We start from the raw sequence: 21,420 nt of genomic DNA, 5'->3' as shown, positions 1-21,420 counted from the left end.
GTGACCGTCCGCCCCCCGGACCGCCCGCCCCGGTTCCGCCCTCCGGCGTGACGATCACCGGCGGATGTCTCAACCGGTGAACGGAGGCCATTCCAGTGGGCGACACGTGGAAGACTTGTCACCATGTTGCGCTGGTTGACCGCCGGAGAGTCCCACGGCCCCGAGCTCGTCGCGATCCTGGAAGGCCTGCCCGCCGGGGTGGAGGTGACCACGGCACAGCTGGACGAGGCGCTGCGCCGTCGCCGCCTCGGCTACGGCCGCGGCGCGCGGATGAAGTTCGAGCAGGACGTCGTGACCATCGCGGGCGGGGTCCGCCACGGCCGGACGCTCGGCAGCCCCGTGGCCATCCGGGTGGGCAACACCGAGTGGCCCAAGTGGGAGACGGTCATGGCCGCCGACCCCGTCGACCCGGCCTTGCTGGAGGGCCAGGCGCGCAACGCGCCGCGCTCCCGCCCCCGTCCCGGCCACGCCGACCTCGCCGGGATGCAGAAGTACGGCTTCGACGACGCCCGCCCGGTGCTCGACCGGGCCAGCGCCCGCGAGACCGCCGCCCGCGTCGCGCTCGGCCAGGTGGCGCGGAGCTTCCTCAAGCAGGCCCTCGGCGTCGACATCGTCAGCCACGTCGTCTCGATCGGCGCGGCCGTCAGCACCCGGGGCGTCGTCCCCGGCCCCGGCGACCTGGAGGCGGTCGACGCCGACCCGGTGCGCTGCGCCGACCCCGCCGGCAGCGCGGCCATGGTCGCCGAGATCGACAAGGCGCACAAGGACGGCGACACCCTGGGCGGCGTCGTCGAGGTGATCGCCTACGGCCTGCCGCCGGGCCTGGGCAGCTACACCCACTGGGACCGCCGCCTCGACGCCCGCCTCGCGGCCGGCCTGATGGGCATCCAGGCGATCAAGGGCGTCGGCGTCGGTGACGGGTTCGAGACGGCCCGCCGCCCCGGTTCCCTCGCCCACGACGAGATCGAGAACACCGCCGACGGCGTACGCCGGATGACCAACCGGGCCGGCGGCGTTGAGGGCGGCATGACCAACGGCGAGCCGCTGCGCGTCAGCGCGGCGATGAAGCCGATCTCCACCGTCCCCCGGGCGCTGGCCACCGTCGACGTGCTGACCGGCGAGGCCGCCAAGGCCCACCACGAGCGCTCCGACGTGTGCGCGGTCCCGGCGGCCGCGATCGTCGCCGAGGCGATGGTCGCGCTGATCCTGGCCGACGCGGCGATCGAGAAGTTCGGCGGCGACTCCGTCGAGGAGGTCGCCCGCAACCTGTCCGGCTACCTCTCCTCGTTGGTGATCAAGTGAGCGGGCGTCCGGGCGAGGGCGTTCCCGGTTTCCCGGTGAGCGGTCCGGCGTCGAAGGAGAGCAGATGAGTCCCCGAGCAGTGCTGATCGGTCCTCCGGGATCGGGCAAGTCGACCGTCGGGCAGCTCCTGGCCGAGCGGCTCGGAGTCGCCTTCCGCGACACCGACGCCGACGTGGAACGCACGGCGGGCAAGCCGGTGAGCGACGTCTTCATCGAGGACGGCGAGGAGCGCTTCCGCGAGCTGGAGGCCGACGCCGTACGGCTGGCGCTGGCCGAGCACGACGGCGTGCTCTCCCTGGGCGGCGGCGCGATCCTCGCCGAGGCCACCCGCGAGCTGCTGGCCGGCCGGCCGGTGGTCTACCTGGAGGTCGGCCTCTCCAACGCCGTCCAGCGGGTGGGCCTGGCCTCGGCGCGGCCGCTGCTCGTACTGAACCCGCGCAGCCAGCTGAAGAAGCTGATGGACGCCCGGCGGCCCGTCTACGAGGGGCTGGCCACGATCGTCGTGTCGACCGACGACCGCGATCCCGGCCAGATCGTCGACGAGATCGTGGAGGGCCTGAAGCCGTGACGATCTCCAGGATCGAGGTCCCCGGCGAGAGCCCGTACGACGTGGTGGTCGGCACCGGGGTGCTCGGCGAGCTGCCCGGCCTGCTCGGCGCGGGGGTGAGCACCGTCGCGGTGATCCACCCGGAGAGCCTGCCGGAGATCGCCCGCCCGGTCTGCGGCGCGATCGAGGCGGCCGGGTACGAGGTCGTCGCACTGCCGGTGCCCGACGCCGAGCGCGCCAAGACCGTCGAGGTGGCCGCGGGGCTGTGGTCCGCCTTCGGCCGCGCGGGCGTCACCCGCTCCGACGCCGTGGTCGGCGTCGGCGGGGGAGCCACCACCGACCTGGCGGGGTTCGCCGCCGCCACCTGGCTGCGCGGCGTCAAGGTCGTGCAGGTGCCGACCACCCTGCTCGGCATGGTCGACGCGGCGGTGGGCGGCAAGACCGGCATCAACACCCCCGAGGGCAAGAACCTGGTCGGGTCCTTCCACCCGCCCGCCGGGGTGCTCTGTGACCTGGCGACGCTGGTCTCGGTGCCCCGCGACGACTACGTGGGCGGCCTCGCGGAGATCGTCAAGGGTGGTTTCATCGCCGACCCGCGGATCCTCACGCTCATCGAGGACGACCCGGAGGGCGCCAGGCTCCCCGAGGGGCGGCACACCCGGGAGCTGATCGAGCGAAAGATCCAGATCAAGGCCGACGTCGTCGGAGCCGACCTGCGCGAGGGCGGCCTGCGGGAGATCCTCAACTACGGCCACACGCTGGCGCACGCCATCGAGCGCGTCGAGGGATACCGGATGCGCCACGGCGAGGCCGTCGCGATCGGCATGGTCTACGCCGCCGAGTTGTCCCGCCTGGACGGCAGGATCGGCGCCGACCTCGTGGAGCGGACCAGGTCCATCCTGACCTCGGTCGGGCTGCCCACCGCCTACCGCCGCGAGGCCTGGCCGGAACTGCGCGACCACATGCGCCTCGACAAGAAGAGCCGCGGCGCCAAGCTGCGCTTCGTCCTCCTGGACGACCTGGCGAAGGTGTCCCCGCTGGTCGACCCGCCGGAGGAGCTCCTCGAGGCCGCCTACCACGAGGTCGCCCGGTGAGCCTCGCGTCCCCGGGCCCGTACGCCTCCGGGAGGGCGGGCGTGCCCGGTGGCCCGGGAGCGTCCGCGCGGCGGGAGCCGGGTCCGGGGCGTCGGCGAGGCGCGGCGGAGCCGTGCCGGGTGGCGCGCCGGGTGAGTGACGTCGGCCGCGCGGCAGGCGCGCGGCCATCAAGGAGCGGTGAGTGACCCGATGAGACCCGTCTACGTGCTCAACGGCCCCAACCTGGGGCGGCTCGGCACCCGCGAGCCGGACGTCTACGGCGCGGAGACCTTCGCGGACCTGGCCGCGCTCTGCCGGGACACCGGCAGGGATCTCGGCCTGTCGGTCGACGTCCGGCAGACCGACGACGAGGCCGAGATGCTGGGCTGGCTGCACGAGGCGGCCGACGGCCGGATCCCCGTGGTGCTGAACCCGGCGGCGTTCACCCACTACTCCTACGCGCTGCGCGACGCCATCGCCCAGCGCACCGCGCCCCTGGTCGAGGTGCACATCAGCAACCCGGCCGCCCGCGAGGAGTTCCGGCACAACTCGGTGGTCGCCGCCGTGGCGACCGGCACCATCGCGGGCTTCGGCCTGAGGTCGTACGTGCTGGCCCTGCACGCCATCGCCGAGACCGCCTCCTGAGCCCACGCCCCCGAGACGCCCCGGGACCCGCGCCGGGCCGCGGACCCGGTTCGTACGAGCCCCGCGCGGGGCACCTCGGCATGGCGTCCCGCGCGGGGCCACCGGCCGGCGGCCTCAGGAGTCGCTGAGGCGCTTGAGGGCGCTGCGGACCTTCGCCGGGTCGTTGGTGGGCCAGAAGGGCGGCAGGGAGTCACGCAGGAACCCGGCGTAGCGGGCCGTCGCCAGCCGGGGGTCGAGCACCGCGACCACACCCTTGTCGTGCTGGCTGCGCAGCAGGCGGCCCGCGCCCTGGGCGAGGAGCAGCGCGGCGTGGGTGGCGGCGACCGACATGAACCCGTTGCCGCCCTTGGCGGCGACGTGGCGCTGGCGGGCGGAGCTGAGCGGGTCGTCCGGGCGGGGGAAGGGGATGCGGTCGATGATGACCAGGCGCAGCGAGGGGCCGGGGACGTCGACGCCCTGCCAGAGCGACAGCGTGCCGAACAGGCAGGTCGGCTCGTCCTCGGCGAACTGCTTGACCAGCAGCATCGTGGAGTCGTCACCCTGGCAGAGCAGCGGAACGCTCAGCCGGTCGCGCAACGCCTCGGTGGCCGCCTTGGCGGCGCGCATCGAGGAGAACAGGCCGAGGGTGCGGCCCCCCGCGGCCTCGATCAGCTCGGTGATCTCCTCGAGGTAGGCCTCGGGCAGGCCGTCGCGGCCCGGCTGGGGCAGGTGCTTGGCGACGTAGAGGATGCCGCTGCGCGGATGGTCGAAGGGGGAGCCGACGTCGATGCCGGCCCACCCGGCCCTGCCCTTACCGCCCTTACCGCCCTTGCCGCCCTTACCGCTCTTGCCGTCCTTCCCTTCTTTGCCCTTCCCCTCTTTTGTCTCCGCCTCCTCCTCCGCGCTCTCCGCGGCGCCCTTGCCGCCGCCCAGGCCCCACTGGCGGGCCAGGCCGTCGAAGGCGCCGCCCAGGGCGAGCGTGGCCGAGGTCAGGATGACCGTGCGGTCGCCGAAGAGCTTGTCGCGGAGCATGCCCGCCACCGTCAGCGGCGCCACCCGCAGCAGGGGCGGGCGCCGGTCGGTGCCCGCCTCCAGCCAGACGACCTCGGCGCGGTCGACCTCCTCGGCGTGGCCGAAGGCGTCGAGCATGCGCTGCGCGGTGTCGTGGACCTCGTCCAGCGAGGTGAAGGCCGCCCTGCGCAGCCCGGCCCCCTCCGGGTCGTCCTTGTCGCCGTTGCGCGGGCCGAGGGCCGTGATGCACGCCCACGCCGCGTCGCGGATCAGGGCGAGCGTCATCCCGAGCACCTGGGGAAGCTCGTCGAGGCGCCCGGCGGGAGCGGCGGCCAGCAGGGCCTTGAGGTCCTCGCCGCTCTCCATGAGCCGGTCGGCGAGGTGCTGCTCGATGAGCTTGCCGACCCGTCGCGCGGCCACCGTGACCATCGTCTCCGACAGCTCGCCGCTGACCACGGAGGTGACGCGGTCGACCAGCTCGTGGGCCTCGTCGACCACGACGACCTCGTGCTCGGGCAGGAGCGGGAAGTCCTCCATCGCGTCGATCGCGAGCAGCGCGTGGTTGGTCACGACCACGTCGGACTCGCCGGCACGGGCGCGGGCCAGCTCGGCGAAGCACTCCGTGCCGCTCGGGCAGCGGGTGGCCCCCAGGCACTCCCTGGCGCTGACCGAGAACTGCCGCCAGGCCTGCTCGTTGACGCCGGGGACGAGCTCGTCGCGGTCGCCGGTCTCGGTCTCGTTCGCCCACTCCTGGATGCGCTGGACCATCCGGCCCGTCGCGTTGACCTCCCGGGGGTCGAAGAGCTGGTCCTGCTCCTCGTCGGGCCACCCCGCGCTCGCCTTGTAGCGGCACAGGTAGTTGCGGCGGCCCTTGAGGATCGCGAACGTCGGCTCGTGCGGCAGCTGCGGGGCGAGCGCCTTGGCGAGGCGCGGCAGGTCGCGGTCGACGAGCTGGCGCTGGAGGGCGATGGTGGCGGTGGAGACGACCACGGCGCCCTTGGAGGTCATCGCGTGCCTGATCGAGGGGATCAGGTAGGCGAGCGACTTGCCGGTGCCCGTACCCGCCTGCACGGCCAGGTGGTCGCCCGACTCGATCGCGTGCTGCACCGCCCTCACCATGGTGATCTGGCCGGGGCGTTCGACCCCGCCCACCGCCTCGACGGCGGTGCTCAGCAAATCCTCAACCGGGGGAATATCCACCTTTGAGGAGACGTCTTCGGATGGGGCGATGGAGTCGGTCGGCACGACAGCCAACCGTACCCGTTCGGCCCGACAGTCGCGGCTGCTCCGGCGAGTCGCGGCGTGGACGCATACCCGTATTCCGGAACCCGGGGTTCACCTCGCATGGCAAACTGGCTGGATCACCCGGCTCATCAATCCTCGTAAGGTCAAGGGAAGGTCTACCGTTCTGGTGCCGCTGGGGCGGAAGATAGGGATGGAAAGACCGGTTCGGTAGGGTTTCCCGAGGTCGAGTGGACGAATAAAGGCTGGTTAAAGCACTATGTCCTCCATGTCGGAAGTTGTCCCGTTGCCGTCGTTCGGCGAGGTGTTCTTTGACGAGCGTGGCCAGGAGCGGGTGCTCCGGGTCACCTGGCACGAAGGCACGCTGGTGCTGAGCCTGTGGCGCGGCGAGATGTGCACCGCGAGTTTCCGCATGCCCATGAGCGATGTGGGGCGCCTGGTCGACACCCTTGACGAGGGCTTCGTCGAGGCCGGTGGGCAGTACCCCGACGAGGTGGGCGAGCCCGTGCACGCCGAGCAGCCCCCGCAGGACGAGCCGCAGGCCTACGGCGAGTATCCCGGCACCGGCCAGTACGCCCGGCCCCGGCCCGAGGACTACGCCCAGCCGCAGCATTATCCCGACCCGGCGGGCCATGTCCCCTCGGCCCCCTCGGTCCCCTCGCCGCTGGACGAACCCCGCCAGGTCGCCGCCCTCGGCCCGAACGACGTGCTCGTCGCGCGGGGCGTGGTGCCGCCGCCCATGGACCGGCCCGACCGGCCCGACCGGCCTCAGGACCGGATGCCCCCCGGGTACGGCTCCTCCGACGCCGTGCCGCGCGAGAACATGATCGTGAACGACTCCCTGCCCTACGGGCAGCCGCAGCCCGTCGAGCCGCTCGGCGCGGGCCCCGCCCCCGGCGTCCCCGGTGAGCCCGCCTACCAGCTGTCCGGCGACCGCTACCCGCCCGCGCAGCCCCCGTACGGCGCCCAGCAGCCGGACCCGTACGCCGCGCCCGTCCAGCCCGACCCCTACGCCGCCCCGCCCGTCCAGCAGCGGCCCGACCCCTACGCCGGGCCCGCCGACCGGTTCGGCGCCCAGCAGCCGGACCCGTACGGCGTGCCGCCCCAGCCCCGGCCCGTCGACCCGTTCGCGCCCCCGGAGGGCCGGCAGAAGCCGGCCGCCCCGTTCACGCCCCGCCCCGACCAGTTCTTCGGCCAGTTCGCCGACTCCGCCCAGCGGCCGGAGCCCGACTCCTACGGGCAGGGCCAGCAGAACTCGACCGACCCCTTCGGGTTCGCCGCCCAGCAGCAGGCCGCCTACGGGAACGCGCAGGCCGACCAGTACGGCGGCGGCTACCCGCCCCCCTCGCAGCCCGACCCGTACGCGTTCGGCGCCCAGCAGCCCCACCAGTCCCACCAGGCCCACCAGGCCGGTCACCCGGCCGACCTGCGCGACCTGTACGGCTCGCCGCCCGCCTACCCGCAGCAGGACGTCGACCCGTCCGACCCGCTGGGCCTGCTCGGCCAGGCCGCGCCCGACCAGAGACTGCCCCGCCCCTACGTCCAGGAAACGCCGCACTCCACCGGCGAGAGGCTCCGCCCCGAGCAACGCTACGACGAGCAGCGCTACGACGAGCGGTACGACGACCGCCGCCGCGACGAGCGCCAGTACGACGACGGGCGCCAGTACGAGGGCGGGCGCCGCGAGGGGCGTCGCCGCGACGACCGGGACGAGCACCGCGACTGGTGATCTCCCTCCGGGACCCGGCGCCGCCGCGCCCCGGTCGCGAGCTTGCCGCCGGAGGGGATACCGTGTGGCGTCCGCCGGGTCCGTGGTCCGGCGCCGTGTGGCGGTTTCGGCCGCCCCGGGCGGTTCGCGAGGCGCGCCGGGACGCATAGGCTGATCGATCCCTATCGGGCGGGGTGGCGTGGACGAGTCGACGGTGCTGCAGATGCTGGCCGTGTCGGTCGTCGCGATCGCGGTGGCCGCGGTGGCCAGGCGCAAAGGATGGCCGGCGCCGCTGTTGCTGGTGCTCGCCGGGGTGGTGCTGTCGCCGTTCGTCCCCACCTACGAGCTCGACCCCCAGCTGGTCCTGCTGGTCTTCCTGCCCCCGCTGCTCTACTCGGCGGCGATCGACAGCTCCTACCTGAGGCTCAACGACTTCCGCAGGCCGGTCGCGCTGCTCTCGGTCGGCCTGGTGCTGTTCACCACGCTGGTCATCGGGTGGGTCACCCACCTGCTCCTGCCCCAGCTGCCGCTCGCCGCCGCGTTCGCGCTGGGCGCGATCGTGGCCCCGCCCGACGCGGTCGCCGCCGTCGCCGTGGCCCGCAGGCTCGGGCTGCCCCGCAAGGTGGTCACCATCCTGGTGGGGGAGAGCCTGTTCAACGACGCCACCGCGCTCACCGCCTACCGGGTGGCCATCGCCGCCGCGGTCGGGCAGGGCATCACCTGGCAGCACGCCGCCCTCGACTTCGCCCGCTCCGCGGCGGGCGGCGTGGTGATGGGCCTGGCGCTCGCCTGGGTCCTGGCCTGGGTGCTGGTCCGGCTGCGCGACGCGCTCGTCGAGAACACCGTCATGCTGCTCATCCCGTTCGCCGTCTACCTGGCGGCCGAGAGCGTGCACGTCTCCGGCGTGATCGTCGTGGTGATCGTCGGCCTCTACATCGGCCACCGCATGCCCAGGGCGGGCTTCGGCACCCGGCTGCTGTCCGACGCGGTCTGGCGGGTCCTCGACTTCTTCCTGGAGACGATCGTCTTCGCGCTGATCGGCCTGCAGATGTGGCCGATCATGAGGGGACTGGAGTGGGGCGACGGGTGGAAACTCGCCGGGATGGCGCTCGCCGTCTTCGCCGCCGCGGTGATCGCCAGGGTGGTCTGGGTCGTGCCCAGCATCTACCTGCCCCGGATGCTGTCGAAGAAGATCCGCAGGACCGAGACCCACGCGCCGACCTGGCAGAACGTGACCATCGTGAGCTGGGCGGGCATGCGCGGCGTGGTCTCCCTGGCCGCGGCCTTCGCCATCCCGGAGACCTTCCCCGGCCGTGACCTGCTCCTCTTCCTCACCTTCTCGGTGGTGATCGGCACCCTCCTCGTCCAGGGCCTGACGTTCCCGGCGTTGATCCGCAGGCTGAGGATCTCCAACGCGCAGGAGATCTACACCGACAACCTGGCGGAGGCGGCCGCGCAGCAGGCGGCCGCCGCGGCCTCGCTGGCCCGGCTGGACGAGCTGGTGGCGGAGGGTGTCGACGAGCTCCACCGGGAGGTCGTCGACCAGCTCAGGTCCCGCGCCGAGCGCCGTACCCTCACCGCCTGGGAGCGCCTGGGCGGCGGTACGGGGCCGGAGGGGGAGGAGACGCCGAGCAGCGTCTACCGGCGGCTCCGCCAGGAGATGCTGACGGTCGAGCGCGACGTGTTCGTCCGCCTCCGCGACGAGCGGCGCATCGACGACGAGGTGCTTCGCCGGGTCCTCCACGAGATCGACTTCGAAGAGGCCACCCTGGAACGCGGCTAGCCCCGTTTTCCGCACGTCGAAGTGATTGAAGATCGCGGGTTGCTCTCCTCCGGCATTTCGATCCTCGTTGTCCGTTTCTCTATGCTCCAGGGGAGGCTTGAGCGGATTGGAGGCCGAGGAGGCCATGGCCTTGCGGTTCGAGCATCGCGACACCGAGATCGGCGCGAGCGTCGTCGACCGCGTGTGGCGCACCCGTAGCGACGCCGAGGACACGATGACGTCCGCGGCGCGCACCTGCTGGCATCTGATCCTCTCGCGGAGGCGGGGATGCCTGCTCGCCAGCCTGCGCGGGCCGGAGACGAGGGCGACCATCGCGCCGGTTCCGCCGGACACCGAGTTCCTCGGGGTCCGGTTCGCGCTCGGCACGGTTCTTCGGCCGCATCCTGTGGGCTCGATCATCGACGGGAACGTGCCGTTCCCGGTGACGGACTCGGGCAGGGTGGTCATCGGCGGCGATGACTGGGAGGCGCCGACGTACGAGAACGTCGAGCACTTCGTCCGGCGACTGCAGGACGCGGGGCTGCTGGTGCGATCGCGCCTCGGGGAGGAGGAGCGCGAGCATCCCGGGGCCGACCCGACTATGCGTACCCTTCAGCGTCGCTACCGCGCGGCCACCGGACTGTCGCGGACCGCCGTGACGCAGATCGACCGCGCGAACGCCGCGGCCACGATGCTGCGCGACGGCCACGGCTGGCGCGCGGTCGTGGAGACGCTCGGGTACTTCGACCAGGCCCACCTCGCACACGCGCTGCGTCGCTACGTCGGGCGCACCGCGCGCGAGCTGCAGGCGGGCGAGCATGCCACGATGTCGTTCCTGTACAAGACCCACTCTGTACCTGGCAGCTAGCGTCTGCATGCCGGCCGGCCCTGGCCGGTGTCCGACCCGGACCCCGGAGGGGAACCGTGCTGCTCAGCGTCAACATCTTCGTCAGCCTCGACGGCGTCATGCAAGGACCCGGAGCCCCCGACGAGGACCGCTCCAACGGCTTCGACCGCGGCGGGTGGCTCGTCCCGCACGCCTCGGCGCACACCAACGAGGTCGTCGAGAGCTGGTTCCGTGAGGCCGGCGCGTTCCTGTTCGGCCGTACCGGCTTCGGTCTGCTCGGCGGGTACTGGCCGAAGGTCACCGAACCCGACAACCTGATCGCCACCAAGCTCAACACGCTGCCGAAATATGTCGTCAGTTCGACGCTGACCGACGAGGAAGCCGGCTGGAGTCCCACGACGGTCCTGCGCGGTGACGTGGTCGACGAGGTACGCCGCCTCAAGGGGCTTCCCGGCAAGGAGCTCCAGGTTCACGGGAGCTGGATGCTGGTGCAGACCCTGCACCGGGCAGGGCTCGTCGACGTCTACCGGCTACTCCAGTACCCGGTCGTCGTCGGGACGGGGAAGCGCCTGTTCCCGGACGGATCGATGCCCGCGACGTTCACGACCGTCGAAGAGAGCTCGCGGCTGCCCGGCGGCGTCGTCTCGCTGACGCTCGAACCCGTGAGCCTCGGCGCGATCTCCGCAGGCGAGTACGCCGTGGACGAGGGACGCTCGGTGACGGTCCTCGACTGACTGCGAGAGGGCGGCGGCGCCAGCCGCCCGGTGGTCGGCGACGATCACCGGCGGGATGCGGGATGTCGCGGAGCTGACTCAGGGGCAGGTTGTCGAGGTGCCGGTGGCCAACCGGCTGACCTCACCCGCGCCGCTGGTGCACGTGCGGGAGTGGGCGCGTGGCCTGGGCAGCCGCCACCATCCCACCCAGCAGGCCGTCGCCGACCGGATCACCGCGATCGGCCGGGCCCGCCGGGCGGCCGCTTACCTGACCGCGCGGACCGGCACCGACCCGGCCACCGGCAAACCCGCGCTGGCCCGGCACTTCGACCAGCAAGCGCTGGACGCCGAAGCCGCTGCCGACGGCTGGTACGCCCTGCTGACCGACCTCGCCCCTCATCAGGCCGACGCCGAACAGGTGCTGCGCCATCACAAAGGCCAAGAGGCCGTCGAACGCCGCTACCAGGCCTTCAAGGGCCCGCTGGCCGTCACCAGCCTGTGTCTCGAGAGCAACCGCCGCATCAGCGCGCTGATCACCGTCATCTGCCTGGCCCCGCTCATCTTCTGCCTGATCGAACGCCAGGTCCGCCGGGCTCCGGCCGCCCGCGGCGCGACCAAGGTCGACGGCTTGTACGCCGGACGGCCCGCCGTTCCCACCGGCAAGCTCGTCCTGAACGCGCCGGCCGGCATCCGGCTGATCCCGGGCACCGGCCAATCACCGCCGACCATCCCGCAACCCACCGACCTCCGACTCCATCTCCTGGACCCCCTCGACATCGATCCACGAGACCTCCGCTGAAGATCACTCAGGTGCGGAAAACGGGACTAGCCGATGACGTTGTCCACGTAGCACCAGCGCCAGTCCTCGCCCGGTTCGAAGGAGGCGACGACCGGGTGGCCGTCCTCCGCGAAGTGGGCGGTGGCGTGCTTGCTGGGCGACGAGTCGCAGCAGCCGATGTGCCCGCAGGCCAGGCACCTGCGCAGGTGGACCCAGCGGCCGCCCGTCGCCAGGCACTCCTCGCACCCCTGCGGAGTACGCGCGGGCGTGTCCTGGGCCTCCACGATGTGCTCACAGGTTGTCATGGTCTCCCCCTTATGTGACTACTGAGGATCGTACGACCATCGCGGCGTCCCGATTCCGCCACCTCCCGCGTTCCGGTTTCGCGATCTTCCCGCGTCCCGGTGCCGCCGTCTTCCCGGCGTTCCGGCCCGCCGGCGGATCCGCGGGTAACGAGCCGGTACGGCGGCGCCTGCCGTGGCGGCCCGTTGGGTAGGGTCTGGGCATGCGACCCCTTCCGCGACGAATTCCCGTCCTCGCCGCCTCTGCGCTGGCCGCCGCCCTCATCACCACCGGCTGCTCCGAGCTTCAGGAGGTGAGCCAGGGCATCGACAAGGCGCAGCAGTGCGTGCAGGCCGCGGGCATCGTCACCGAGACCGCCGCCAAGGTCTCCGGGCTGATCAACGACCCCGCCGCGATGGAGCAGGCGCTGAACGAGGGCGGCGCCAAGCTGGGCGACCTGGCCGACAAGGCGGCCAACACCTCGCTGAAGGAGGCCGCCGAGGGCGTCTCCGGCACCCTGGAGGGCTTCAACGTCACCGACGCCAACAGCGCCGTCGACGCCGCCCAGAAGGTGGCCACCGACTCGGTGCAGTGGGTCCAGAAGCTGACCAACGCCTGCGGGTAGCCTCCGCCGCCCCGGTGCGGCACGCCCGCCCCGCCGGAGGTGAGGGTGCCGCCCGGCGGGGCCGGCCGCAGGTGCCCGCGGGCACCTGCGGAAATCCCGGGTTCTCTAGGGGAAATGTGGTTGAAATACCGTCATTCCTATGAAGCCCCAGGACAGTTCATGAACTCTCCGGACCATGAGCCGGATCCCCGGTTCACCCTTGCCAACGAACGCACGTACCTGACCTGGTTGAGCACGTCGCTCGCGCTGAGCGCGGGCGGCGTGGCCATGGCCGCCGTCTCCGCCGACGTCTTCGTCCCGTGGATGCGCACCGTGCTCGCGGTGGTCCTGGTGTCGCTGTCCGCCCTGGCGGCCGCGATGGCCTACCCCCGCTGGCGCCGCGTCCAGCGCGCCCTGCGCAGCTCCGCCCCGCTCCCGCCCCCCGCCCTCGCACCCCTGTTCGGGTACGGCGTGGCGGCGGTCGCCGTGCTCGCCCTGATCCTCATCCTGCTGTCCCGGTGAGCCCTCGGTGAACAGGCTGTGGGACGCGGGTCTGCAGAGCGAGCGGACCCGCCTCGCCTGGGTCCGCACCACCGCCATGCTGGCCGTCACCAGCCTGGCCGGTGCGGGGGTCGCCCTGCGGGCCGGCACGCCCGCGGTGGCCATCGTCCCCTTCGCCCCGGCCGTGTTCTGCGCCGTCCTGCTGCTGACCCACACGGGCGTCCGCTACCGGAGCACCCAGGAGGCCCTGCACGGGAGCCGTCCCCTCGACAACCGGGCCGACGCCCTCATCGCCTGGCTCGGTACCCTCGCCGCCGTGGCCGGAGCCTTCGCCTTCGTGCTGGGAAGGTTCGGAAGGTAAAAAATGCGGCAAGATATCGCAGCATGTCACGCTTCGATGATCTGCCCGGCTACGCGGCGTCGATCGCTTCGCTGATCGACGCGGTCAATCTCGGCGTTCACATCGCGAGCAGGCCCCTCAGCCGGGAGCTCGCCGAGCGGTCCGGCCTCCAGACGGACCTGCTGGTCGATCTCCGATTCGTGCTCCCCGCCAGGCCGCTCACCGCCGAGGGGCTGGCCGCCCTCTACCGCTACAACCCCGTCGACCGGTCGGAGATCGACGTACAGATCGCCCAGGGCACCCTCGTGGACGACGGTGGCGCGCTGCGCGCCACCGCGGCCGCGCTCTCCTTCGTCGCCTCCCTGTACGAGGTGCACGCGGCGGTGACCGGCGAGCTGTGGGCCGCCCAGGCCGACCGGCTGCCCGAGCTGGCGGATCTCGCCGGCAGGCTCCTGGCGGCCGGTGCCGCCGGTGGCGGCGGTGGCGGTGCGGCCTTCGCCCAGGCCTCGCCGCCCCACGAGCCGGTGGGGACCCCGCCGGGCGTGCTGCTGTTCAACCGGCTGGCCGTGTTGCGCTACCACCGCGCCGACGCGCACGCCGGCGCCTGGATGCGGGAGGGCCTCACCGCGGCCGAGATCATCGCCCTGCCCCCGGGGCCGGCCCGCGACCGGATCGAGGCGGAGACGAACCGCCGCGCCGCGCGGCCGTACGAGAGCCTGACCACCCGTGACCGGCAGGCTCTCCTGCTGGGTCTGAGCGCCCTCGACCTGCCCTGAGACCCTCGGGCGCCGAGGAGCCCGGTCCTTGGGACGGTTCCGGGGACGCGGGTCCCGGGGCGGATCAGGTCAGGACCGCGGCTCCTCGCCGAGGGAGACGGTCTCGGCGACCTCCGCGTGGCGTTCGGCCTCCTCGGCGGCGAACCGCTCGGCGTCGAGCCTCTCGGCGATGTCCTCGTCCTGCCGCATCAGCCTGTCCAGGCTCTGACCGGCCATGTCCAGCACGCCCATGTCGGCGTAGGCCTGCTGCAGGCGGGGGCTCCACAGCCCGATGTCCTTGACGCAGGGGACGATGCGGCTGAAAAGCAGAGAGCGAAAAATCCTGAGATATTCGGACTTGTCGACGCACTCCATGGCCTCGTTGACCTCGGCCTTGGTCAGCCCCAGGTTCTCCCATGTCTCCCGGCCGCGCAGCCGGTCGCGCATCAGGTAGCAGCCCTCGATGACGAAGTCCTCGCGCTCGCGCAGCTCGGACTCGCCGAGCTGGGCGTAGTAGTCGCGCAGCGCCATCCGGCCGAAGGCGACGTGCCGGGCCTCGTCCTGCATCACGTAGGCGAGGATCTGCTTGGGCAGCGGCTTGGTGGTGATGTCGCGCATCACGCCGAAGGCGGCCAGGGCGAGACCCTCGATGAGCACCTGCATGCCGAGATAGGGCATGTCCCAGCGGGAGTCGCTCAGGGTGTTGTCGAGCAGCGACTTCAGGTGCGGGTTGATGGGGTAGGCCAGGCCCACCTTCTCCTGGAGGAACCGCGCGTAGGTCTCGGCGTGTCGCGCCTCGTCCATGGTCTGGGTGGCGGCGTAGAACTTGGAGTCGAGGTCGGGGACGGACTCCACGATCCGCGCCGAGCAGATCATCGCGCCCTGCTCGCCGTGCAGGAACTGGGAGAACTGCCAGGAGGCGTTGTGCAGGCGCACCTCCTTGCGCTGCCTGTCGTCCATCCGCTCCCAGAGCGGGGTGCCGAAGATCGCGATGGTCTCGTCGGGGACGCCGAGCACGTTGTACGGATCGACCTCCAGGTCCCAGTCGATGCGCTTGACCGAGTCCCACTGCTTGTCCTTGCCCTTCTGGTAGAGGGCGAGCATGCGGTCCCTGCCGTCGTCGTACTCCCAGGTGAAACGGGCGGCCCCGGCCGCCTCGACGTCCCAGGTGGAGAGCTCGGCGGGAATGGTGTAGAGATCGTGCGTCGACATGCGGCCTCCAGAGACGTACACCGTACGTATCCATCGAGGTTGTCACGTACGCTGTACGTACGTCAATGGAACCGATGAGGGGACCACGGCCACATGCCTGTCCAGCCACTGTCCCGGCCGCGCATCGTCGCCTCGGCCATCGCGCTGATCGAGCGGGAGGGCGCCGACGCGGTCTCGATGCGCGCGATCGCCGCCGATCTGGGCGTGGGCGTGATGTCCCTCTACAACCACGTGCCGAACAAGGAGGCGCTGCTGGACGCGGTGGCCGAGACCGTCCTGTCGCAGATCGAGTTCACCGACGACCCGGACGCCGAGTGGACCGACCGGGTGCGCATGCAGGCGCTCGCCTTCCGGCAGATCGCGAGCCACTACCCGCGCTGCACGATGGTGGTGGTCAGCCGCCAGCTCCGCTCCACCGCCGGGCTGCTCCCCGTGGAGCGGGCGCTGGACACGCTGCGCGAGGCGGGGTTCGGCGGTGACGAGGCGGTGCGCGCCCTGCGCGTGTTCATCGCCTACATCGTGGGCTCGCTGCTGCGGGAGGTCGGGGTGACCCCGACGTTCGCCCCGGTGCACCGCTCGGACGTCAGGGTCGACGAGGTCGATCCCGTGCTGTTCCCCCAGGTCGGCGAGCTGGCTCCGATACTCGACGAGTGCGACCACGAGGCCGAGTTCGCCTTCGGGCTGGAGATGCTCATCCAGGCGATGGCGGTGCGCCTCAACCGCTGACGGCCGCCGGCGCGGCCGGGCGGCCCGGAGACCCGGAGGGTGACGCCCGGGGCCCTGGGGCCCCGGGCGTCAGGAGAGTGTTCCCTTCCCCTGGACACTCTCCGTACGGGTCAGTACCAGTTGCTCGACCGGAAGTGACCCCACGCGCCGCACGGTGACCCGTAGCGGCTCTTGATGTATCTCAGACCCCAGTGGATCTGCGTGCTCGGGTTGTATCGCCAGTCCCTGCCGCTGCCGCCCATCTTCGAGCCGGGCAGCGCCTGCGGGATGCCGTACGCACCCGACGAGCGGTTGTACGCGCGGTGGTTCCAGTTGCTCTCCCTGGTCCAGAGACTGTCCAGGCAGCGGAACTGGCGGTGCGGCCACGCTCGGCGGGACACGAGACGATAGGCGATCGTCTTGTTCCTGCCCTTGGCGGTCCTCGCGACCGCTTTCACCCTTGGCTTCACCTGGGTGGCCCAGGTGAGGCGGTACACCGTCCTCGCCGCCCCTTTCCTGGACGTCTCGGAGGTGCTTTCAGCCTGCCCCGTCGTCGGTGGACCGACCATCGCCGAGGCGGTGAGCACGGTCATGACGGTGTTGCGCAGAACGCGGTAGCTGTTCACGTGGATCCTTGTCCTCGGGCCGCGTGCGGAAGGCACGGGAGGGCACGTGGTGCCCTCCGGCGTCCGACGATCCGGCGTCCGTGGCTCGGACGGGGAACGTCCGCGCGGTCTCTCCGGCCTGTTTCCGGCATGAGACGCCGCGGCGATCTCTCTAGGCCGCTTTCTATTACGCGAGAGCGCGCCGAGCGGCGGATGGGACACGCGAAGGAAAGGTGTTTGCCCGATCTTCGGGATTTACGGGTGATTCGGAGAAGGGGCGGTTACGACCGGCGAATCACCCATGCTGGGAGACGGTGTGAAAATCACCCTGCCATGGGGTTTCAATTCACCGTTCCCTGATCAGTACCAGCCCCGCGTCGTGAAGTGCGTCCACGCCCGGCACGGCGAGCCGTAGCGCTGCTTGATGTAGCCGAGCCCCCACCTGATCTGCGTCCTGGGGTTGGTGCGCCAGTCGCGTCCGGCGCTGGCCATCTTGCCGCCGGGCAGCGCCTGCGGGATGCCGTACGCGCCCGACGAGCGGTTGTACGCGCGGTGGTTCCAGTTGCTCTCCCTGGTCCAGAGCCTGCTGAGGCAGGCGAACTGGCTGTTGTTCCAGCCGTGTGCGGACACCATGGGCCTGGCGACGGCCTGGTTGCCCGGTCTTGCCGAGGACGCCTGAGCGACCGTGGTGGTGCCGAGGGCGAGCACCGAGGTGATCACCAGCACACCGGTACGGCGGAGCGTCGACATGGGACTCCCTGTGCTTCGGGGACGGGGGACGGCCGACACGATGCCCGGCCATCCGGCGGCGGGCCAGTCGACAGCGCCTGTCAGGGGTCCTGTCAAAGATCGGTAAGAAGATGATCAGAGCCTTGGTGAGGCGGGCGTCGTCTCACCTGTGGTGTCGGTCACATTTCACTTGGTGGACGTCATAACTCTCAAATGTGACAACGGGATTAGGCTGTGGATCATGGGAATCCGTGATATCGCCATTGATACTCTTTCCGGCGCGCCCACCACCCTGGCCGAGCTGGCCGGGGACCGGGCCGTCCTCGTCGTGAACGTCGCCTCCAGGTGCGGCCTCACCCCTCAGTACGCGGGGCTCGTCGACCTCCAGCGGACCTACGGCGAGCGGGGCTTCACCGTCGTCGGCGTGCCGTGCAACCAGTTCTACGGTCAGGAGCCGGGCACCGCCGAGGAGATCCAGGAGTTCTGCTCCACCACCTACGGCGTCGACTTCCCGCTGCTGGCCAAGGCCGAGGTCAACGGCGACGACAGGCATCCCCTCTACGAGGCGCTGACCGCCACCCCCGACGCCGGGGGTGAGGCCGGTGACGTCAAGTGGAACTTCGAGAAGTTCCTCGTCGCGCGGGACGGGGAGGTGCTGGCCAGGTTCCGGCCGACCGTCCAGCCCGACGACCCCGCCCTCATCGCGGCGATCGAGAAGTCCCTTTAGGCGCGCAGCTGCCCCTGACGATCAGTTCCGTGGGCAGCAGCACGCCTCGCGGCCTCCTGGCGCCGCCGCGCAGCACCAGCTCGGCGGCGCGGTAGCCGATGTCCCTGGCCGGCTGGGCGATCACCGTCAGCGGCGGTGAGCACAGCTCGGCCCAGGGCACGTCGTCGAACATGATCAGGGACAGGTCCCGGGGGATGCGCAGGTCCAGCTCCCGCGCCGCCAGCACGGCCGCCTCGCCCAGCAGGTTGCCCCCGGCCAGCACGGCGGTCAGGTCCGGCCGGTGCTGGAAGAGCCCGGCGGCGGCGGCGTACGCGGAGTCGCGGCTGCCCCGGGCGACGACGATCAGCTCCTCGTCGACGAGGGGCCCCAGCGCCTGCCTGAAGACCGACAGGCGCTGCTCCTGCCCCGGGCCGCCCAGATAGGCGACGCGCCGGTGTCCCAGCCCCGTGAGGTAGTCGACCGCGGTCCTGACCCCCGCGCGGTCGTCGGCCACCACCGCGGGGATGTCGTCGCGCCCGGCCGCGAGCCGGTGCGCGAACACCGTGACCACCCCGGCCCGCAGGGTCGGCGCCCAGCTGTCGCCGTCGCCCGAGGGGACCGCGATCACCCGGTCCACGCCCTGCTCCAGCAGCGTGCCGATCAGCTCGGCCTCGGACTCGGGATCGTCGCCGGTCGCGCCCACGATCACCGGCTCGCCCGCCGAGCGCGCGCAGGCGAGCACGCCGTCGGCCACCCGGCCGTAGAAGGTGTCGGTGATGTCGGGCAGCAGCAGCCCGATCCCGCCCGAGCGCCGCTGGCGCAGGTTGCGCCCGAGCGCGCTGGGCCGGTAGTCGAGCTGGGCGGCGACGGTCAGCACCCGCTCCCTGGTCTCCGGGCTGGCCGACCCGCCCGACAAAACCCGGGACACCGTGGCGACCCCCACCCCGGCCGCCCCGGCGACGTCCTTGATCGTCGTACGACGCATGTTCATGGAAACGATTCCATCATGATTTCCAGGTTCGATCCAGTGTGAAGCGGCAACAGCGGTCCTGCTGACAGGCCAGAACCGGGCAGACTCTTGACATGGATGTCCGTTTCCGATGAGATGCATGAAAACGTATCCAATATCGGGTGAACGCGGGGTTGGCCCGAGGCGACAAGGACTTTCATGGCATCCATTGTTCTCAGCAAAGTCGACAAGATCTACGCGGGCGGCGTCAAAGCCGTGAACGGCCTCGACCTTGAGATCAAGGACGGGGAGTTCATGGTGCTGGTCGGGCCGTCCGGATGTGGCAAGTCCACCGCCCTGCGGATGATCGCCGGGCTTGAGGACATCAGCGGCGGCGAGATCTCCATCGGCGACCGGGTGGTCAACCACCTGCCCCCGAAGGACCGCGACATCGCCATGGTCTTCCAGAACTACGCGCTCTACCCGCACATGACCGTCGAGGAGAACCTCGCCTTCGGTCTGAAGCTCCGCAAGATGCCCAAGGCGGAGATCGCCAAGCGCGTCGGCGAGGCCGCCAAGATGCTCGGCCTGGACCAGTACCTCAAGCGCAAGCCCGCCGCCCTCTCCGGTGGCCAGCGCCAGCGTGTCGCCATGGGCCGCGCGATCGTGCGCGAGCCGCAGGCCTTCCTCATGGACGAGCCGCTGTCCAACCTGGACGCCAAGCTCCGCGTCTCCATGCGGGCCTCCCTCAACACCCTGCACGAGCGCCTGGGCGTGACGACCGTCTACGTCACCCACGACCAGGTCGAGGCCATGACCCTCGGCGACCGCGTCTGCGTGCTGCGCGACGGCCTGCTCCAGCAGGTCGACACCCCGCAGAACCTCTTCGACAAGCCGGTCAACCTGTTCGTCGCGGGCTTCATGGGCTCCCCGTCGATGAACTTCGTCAACGCCGAGCTGGTGCGCGGTGACGGCGGCGCCGCCGTCGCCTTCGCGGGCTTCAAGCTGCCGGTGCCGGCCGAGACCCTCGCCGAGAAGCGCGGCCTCGACCAGTACTTCGGCAAGAAGATCATCCTGGGTATCCGCCCCTCCGACTTCGACGACTCGATCGCCGCCAACGGCTCCTCCTCCGGCTGGGTCCGCCTGCCGGTCCGCGCCGAGGTCACCGAGGAGCTGGGCTCCGAGATCAACGTGCTGTTCCTGATCGACGCCCCGCCGGTCCAGCACCAGGACACCGTGGCCGCCGCCGCCGACGACGGCGAGGAGGACGCGACCCTGCCGCTGGTGGGCGACAAGTCGCTGTGGACCGCCCGGGTCAACTCCCGCAGCCACGTCCGTCCCGGCCAGAACATCGAGCTGATCGTCGACACCCACAACCTGCACTTCTTCGACCCGGTCTCGGGTCTGGCGATCGGTCACGAGGCCAACGCCCGCGTCTGATCCCGAGCGGGCCGTCGCGGGCGGAAAGGCCCGTCCCGACGACCACCGCAGGCCGGAAGGGCCCGCGCCACGACCCCCTCCCGTGGCGCGGGCCCTTTTCGTCTTCGCCGGCGGCCTCGCTCAGCGGCGGGCGAGGCGGCGCGAGAAGCGGCCGATCGGGCCGAGGGGGAGCAGCCTGCCGACCCTGACGATCACCTTGTAGCGCAGATCGGGGATGCTCACCCGCACGCCCCGGGCCAGATCGCGCATCGCCTCGCGGACGACGTTGTCCGCCGACAGCCAGAAGAACTCGGGGATGCCCGACTTGTCCATCGAGGCGCGCTCGTGGAACTCGGTGTGCACGAACCCCGGGCACAGGGCCATGACCCGCACGCGGCTGTCGGCCATCTCGACGGCCGTGGACTCGCTGAAGCTGACCACCCACGCCTTGGACGCGCTGTAGGAGCCCCTGGGGAAGAACGCCGCCACCGACGCGACATTGATCACCGCGCCCCGGTCGCGGGCCCTCATCCCCGGCAGCGCGGCCAGCGTCAGCCGCAGCACCGCCTCGCAGTGCAGCTTGAGCATCCGCAGCTCCTCCTCCGCGGGCACGTCGAGGAAGTGCCCCCGGTGGCCGAAGCCCGCGTTGTTGACCAGCAGGTCGACTCCCTCCCCGAGCCGCCGCTCCACCGCCTCCAGGCCCTCGTCGGTCACCAGGTCGGCGGCGAGCACCTCGCTGCTCACCCCGTATCGCAGGCGCAGTTCCTCGGAGACGGAGACGAGACGCTTCTCGTCGCGGGCGACCAGGACGAGTGAGAATCCGTCGGCGGCCAGGCGGCGGGCGAAGGCGGCACCGATGCCGGCCGTCGCCCCCGTGATCAGTGCGGTTGGCATGCCAGCAGTCTAGGGACGACGCCGTGGACCGGACGTACGGGCCTACCGCGGATGCAGCAGGTTTTCGCGGCTCGTGCGGCGTCCGCGGTAGGGAGAGGTGTCTCCGTCAGCA

The 21,420-nt window shown here is 71.5% G+C and carries 23 protein-coding genes; 16 read left to right on the top strand and 7 right to left on the bottom strand.

Annotation, left to right across the window (positions count from 1 at the left end; translation table 11 throughout):
• The first annotated feature begins 123 nt into the window (after positions 1–123).
• The 4 genes from aroC to aroQ all read left to right on the top strand — a co-directional run bounded on the left by aroC (position 124) and on the right by aroQ (position 3,567).
• On the top strand, positions 124–1,302 hold the full coding sequence (aroC, locus tag ACTOQ3_RS18845) for a chorismate synthase (RefSeq protein WP_440084679.1): 1,179 nt from the start codon (positions 124–126) through the stop codon (positions 1,300–1,302).
• Between the two features lie 64 nt (positions 1,303–1,366).
• A complete protein-coding gene (locus ACTOQ3_RS18840; RefSeq protein WP_440084678.1) occupies positions 1,367–1,870 on the top strand; it encodes a shikimate kinase in 504 nt (167 codons plus the stop codon).
• Complete coding sequence (aroB, locus tag ACTOQ3_RS18835; protein ID WP_440084677.1) at positions 1,867–2,943, top strand: 3-dehydroquinate synthase; 1,077 nt, start codon at positions 1,867–1,869, stop codon at positions 2,941–2,943. Before ACTOQ3_RS18840 ends, aroB begins: the two co-directional genes overlap by 4 nt.
• Before the next feature lie 189 nt (positions 2,944–3,132).
• Positions 3,133–3,567, top strand: coding sequence for a type II 3-dehydroquinate dehydratase (aroQ, locus tag ACTOQ3_RS18830; RefSeq protein ID WP_440084860.1), 435 nt, complete (start codon positions 3,133–3,135; stop codon positions 3,565–3,567).
• 114 nt (positions 3,568–3,681) lie between these two features.
• Here aroQ and ACTOQ3_RS18825 read toward each other — a convergent pair whose 3' ends face one another.
• On the bottom strand, positions 3,682–5,802 hold the full coding sequence (locus ACTOQ3_RS18825) for an ATP-dependent DNA helicase (RefSeq protein ID WP_440084676.1): 2,121 nt from the start codon (positions 5,800–5,802) through the stop codon (positions 3,682–3,684).
• A gap of 265 nt (positions 5,803–6,067) precedes the next feature.
• Here ACTOQ3_RS18825 and ACTOQ3_RS18820 point away from each other — a divergent pair, with 265 nt between their 5' ends.
• From ACTOQ3_RS18820 to ACTOQ3_RS18800, 5 genes are all read left to right on the top strand, one after another.
• The gene (locus ACTOQ3_RS18820; protein WP_440084675.1) at positions 6,068–7,528 is read left to right on the top strand and encodes a hypothetical protein; all 1,461 of its coding nucleotides are present in this window, start codon (positions 6,068–6,070) and stop codon (positions 7,526–7,528) included.
• Positions 7,529–7,706: 178 nt separating this feature from the next.
• Entirely contained in the window at positions 7,707–9,290 is a 1,584-nt protein-coding gene (locus ACTOQ3_RS18815; protein WP_440084674.1) for a Na+/H+ antiporter, read from the top strand.
• 97 nt (positions 9,291–9,387) lie between these two features.
• Positions 9,388–10,137, top strand: coding sequence for a hypothetical protein (locus ACTOQ3_RS18810; RefSeq protein WP_440084673.1), 750 nt, complete (start codon positions 9,388–9,390; stop codon positions 10,135–10,137).
• A gap of 56 nt (positions 10,138–10,193) precedes the next feature.
• A complete protein-coding gene (locus ACTOQ3_RS18805; RefSeq protein WP_440084672.1) occupies positions 10,194–10,850 on the top strand; it encodes a dihydrofolate reductase family protein in 657 nt (218 codons plus the stop codon).
• A gap of 55 nt (positions 10,851–10,905) precedes the next feature.
• The gene (locus ACTOQ3_RS18800) at positions 10,906–11,628 is read left to right on the top strand and encodes a hypothetical protein (protein WP_440084671.1); all 723 of its coding nucleotides are present in this window, start codon (positions 10,906–10,908) and stop codon (positions 11,626–11,628) included.
• A gap of 26 nt (positions 11,629–11,654) precedes the next feature.
• Here ACTOQ3_RS18800 and ACTOQ3_RS18795 read toward each other — a convergent pair whose 3' ends face one another.
• Positions 11,655–11,912: a ubiquitin carboxyl-terminal hydrolase 14 gene (locus tag ACTOQ3_RS18795; RefSeq protein ID WP_362680756.1), complete on the bottom strand. Its 258-nt coding sequence runs from the start codon at positions 11,910–11,912 to the stop codon at positions 11,655–11,657.
• 200 nt (positions 11,913–12,112) lie between these two features.
• On the opposite strand from ACTOQ3_RS18795, the gene ACTOQ3_RS18790 reads away from it, so the two are divergent.
• From ACTOQ3_RS18790 to ACTOQ3_RS18775, 4 genes are all read left to right on the top strand, one after another.
• A complete protein-coding gene (locus tag ACTOQ3_RS18790) occupies positions 12,113–12,514 on the top strand; it encodes a hypothetical protein (protein ID WP_440084670.1) in 402 nt (133 codons plus the stop codon).
• Positions 12,515–12,673: 159 nt separating this feature from the next.
• The gene (locus tag ACTOQ3_RS18785; protein WP_440084669.1) at positions 12,674–13,015 is read left to right on the top strand and encodes a YidH family protein; all 342 of its coding nucleotides are present in this window, start codon (positions 12,674–12,676) and stop codon (positions 13,013–13,015) included.
• Between the two features lie 7 nt (positions 13,016–13,022).
• Positions 13,023–13,355: a DUF202 domain-containing protein gene (locus ACTOQ3_RS18780; RefSeq protein ID WP_440084668.1), complete on the top strand. Its 333-nt coding sequence runs from the start codon at positions 13,023–13,025 to the stop codon at positions 13,353–13,355.
• A 23-nt stretch (positions 13,356–13,378) separates the two neighbouring features.
• A complete protein-coding gene (locus ACTOQ3_RS18775) occupies positions 13,379–14,110 on the top strand; it encodes a hypothetical protein (RefSeq protein ID WP_440084667.1) in 732 nt (243 codons plus the stop codon).
• A gap of 69 nt (positions 14,111–14,179) precedes the next feature.
• On the opposite strand, the gene ACTOQ3_RS18770 is transcribed toward ACTOQ3_RS18775, so the two are convergent.
• The gene (locus ACTOQ3_RS18770) at positions 14,180–15,301 is read right to left on the bottom strand and encodes a ferritin-like domain-containing protein (protein ID WP_440084666.1); all 1,122 of its coding nucleotides are present in this window, start codon (positions 15,299–15,301) and stop codon (positions 14,180–14,182) included.
• A 93-nt stretch (positions 15,302–15,394) separates the two neighbouring features.
• Between ACTOQ3_RS18770 and ACTOQ3_RS18765 the strand changes: the two genes are divergently transcribed.
• Positions 15,395–16,027, top strand: a complete 633-nt coding sequence (locus tag ACTOQ3_RS18765; protein ID WP_440084665.1) for a TetR/AcrR family transcriptional regulator C-terminal domain-containing protein — start codon at positions 15,395–15,397, stop codon at positions 16,025–16,027.
• 110 nt (positions 16,028–16,137) lie between these two features.
• Here the strand turns inward: ACTOQ3_RS18765 and ACTOQ3_RS18760 are convergent, their stop codons facing one another.
• A complete protein-coding gene (locus ACTOQ3_RS18760) occupies positions 16,138–16,632 on the bottom strand; it encodes a transglycosylase SLT domain-containing protein (protein ID WP_440084664.1) in 495 nt (164 codons plus the stop codon).
• 339 nt (positions 16,633–16,971) lie between these two features.
• Complete coding sequence (locus tag ACTOQ3_RS18755) at positions 16,972–17,361, bottom strand: transglycosylase SLT domain-containing protein (RefSeq protein ID WP_440084663.1); 390 nt, start codon at positions 17,359–17,361, stop codon at positions 16,972–16,974.
• Between the two features lie 220 nt (positions 17,362–17,581).
• Between ACTOQ3_RS18755 and ACTOQ3_RS18750 the strand changes: the two genes are divergently transcribed.
• Positions 17,582–18,067, top strand: a complete 486-nt coding sequence (locus ACTOQ3_RS18750) for a glutathione peroxidase (protein ID WP_440084662.1) — start codon at positions 17,582–17,584, stop codon at positions 18,065–18,067.
• Here the strand turns inward: ACTOQ3_RS18750 and ACTOQ3_RS18745 are convergent.
• Positions 18,039–19,037 (bottom strand): LacI family DNA-binding transcriptional regulator, encoded by a 999-nt coding sequence (locus tag ACTOQ3_RS18745; protein ID WP_362680727.1) that lies wholly within the window; start codon positions 19,035–19,037, stop codon positions 18,039–18,041. The two genes, ACTOQ3_RS18750 and ACTOQ3_RS18745, sit on opposite strands and share 29 nt — an antisense overlap.
• A 177-nt stretch (positions 19,038–19,214) precedes the next feature.
• Here ACTOQ3_RS18745 and ACTOQ3_RS18740 point away from each other — a divergent pair, with 177 nt between their 5' ends.
• Complete coding sequence (locus ACTOQ3_RS18740) at positions 19,215–20,435, top strand: ABC transporter ATP-binding protein (RefSeq protein WP_362680724.1); 1,221 nt, start codon at positions 19,215–19,217, stop codon at positions 20,433–20,435.
• Between the two features lie 120 nt (positions 20,436–20,555).
• Here ACTOQ3_RS18740 and ACTOQ3_RS18735 read toward each other — a convergent pair whose 3' ends face one another.
• Positions 20,556–21,308 carry an SDR family NAD(P)-dependent oxidoreductase gene (locus ACTOQ3_RS18735; RefSeq protein WP_440084661.1) on the bottom strand — a complete coding sequence of 251 codons (753 nt, stop codon included), beginning with the start codon at positions 21,306–21,308 and terminating at the stop codon, positions 20,556–20,558.
• Positions 21,309–21,420 lie beyond the last annotated feature (112 nt).

This window comes from Streptosporangium sp. LJ11 (assembly GCF_051918945.1).
Classification (GTDB): Bacteria; Actinomycetota; Actinomycetes; order Streptosporangiales; family Streptosporangiaceae; genus Streptosporangium.
The sequence above is the reverse complement of the archived record's forward strand: the minus strand, read 5'-3'. Positions and strand labels throughout refer to the sequence as shown.

Bases quoted from the DNA above. Each gene is read 5' to 3' on its own strand.
- ACTOQ3_RS18790 (WP_440084670.1), top strand. From the start codon at position 12,113: ATGCGACCCCTTCCGCGACGAATTCCCGTCCTCGCCGCCTCTGCGCTG.
- ACTOQ3_RS18740 (WP_362680724.1), top strand. From the start codon at position 19,215: ATGGCATCCATTGTTCTCAGCAAAGTCGACAAGATCTACGCGGGCGGC.
- ACTOQ3_RS18770 (WP_440084666.1), bottom strand. From the start codon at position 15,301: ATGTCGACGCACGATCTCTACACCATTCCCGCCGAGCTCTCCACCTGG.
- aroC (WP_440084679.1), top strand. From the start codon at position 124: ATGTTGCGCTGGTTGACCGCCGGAGAGTCCCACGGCCCCGAGCTCGTC.
- ACTOQ3_RS18745 (WP_362680727.1), bottom strand. From the start codon at position 19,037: ATGAACATGCGTCGTACGACGATCAAGGACGTCGCCGGGGCGGCCGGG.
- ACTOQ3_RS18735 (WP_440084661.1), bottom strand. From the start codon at position 21,308: ATGCCAACCGCACTGATCACGGGGGCGACGGCCGGCATCGGTGCCGCC.
- ACTOQ3_RS18795 (WP_362680756.1), bottom strand. From the start codon at position 11,912: ATGACAACCTGTGAGCACATCGTGGAGGCCCAGGACACGCCCGCGCGT.
- ACTOQ3_RS18755 (WP_440084663.1), bottom strand. From the start codon at position 17,361: ATGTCGACGCTCCGCCGTACCGGTGTGCTGGTGATCACCTCGGTGCTC.
- ACTOQ3_RS18820 (WP_440084675.1), top strand. From the start codon at position 6,068: ATGTCGGAAGTTGTCCCGTTGCCGTCGTTCGGCGAGGTGTTCTTTGAC.
- ACTOQ3_RS18750 (WP_440084662.1), top strand. From the start codon at position 17,582: ATGGGAATCCGTGATATCGCCATTGATACTCTTTCCGGCGCGCCCACC.
- ACTOQ3_RS18785 (WP_440084669.1), top strand. From the start codon at position 12,674: ATGAACTCTCCGGACCATGAGCCGGATCCCCGGTTCACCCTTGCCAAC.
- ACTOQ3_RS18840 (WP_440084678.1), top strand. From the start codon at position 1,367: ATGAGTCCCCGAGCAGTGCTGATCGGTCCTCCGGGATCGGGCAAGTCG.
- ACTOQ3_RS18800 (WP_440084671.1), top strand. From the start codon at position 10,906: ATGCGGGATGTCGCGGAGCTGACTCAGGGGCAGGTTGTCGAGGTGCCG.
- aroQ (WP_440084860.1), top strand. From the start codon at position 3,133: ATGAGACCCGTCTACGTGCTCAACGGCCCCAACCTGGGGCGGCTCGGC.
- ACTOQ3_RS18765 (WP_440084665.1), top strand. From the start codon at position 15,395: ATGCCTGTCCAGCCACTGTCCCGGCCGCGCATCGTCGCCTCGGCCATC.
- ACTOQ3_RS18775 (WP_440084667.1), top strand. From the start codon at position 13,379: ATGTCACGCTTCGATGATCTGCCCGGCTACGCGGCGTCGATCGCTTCG.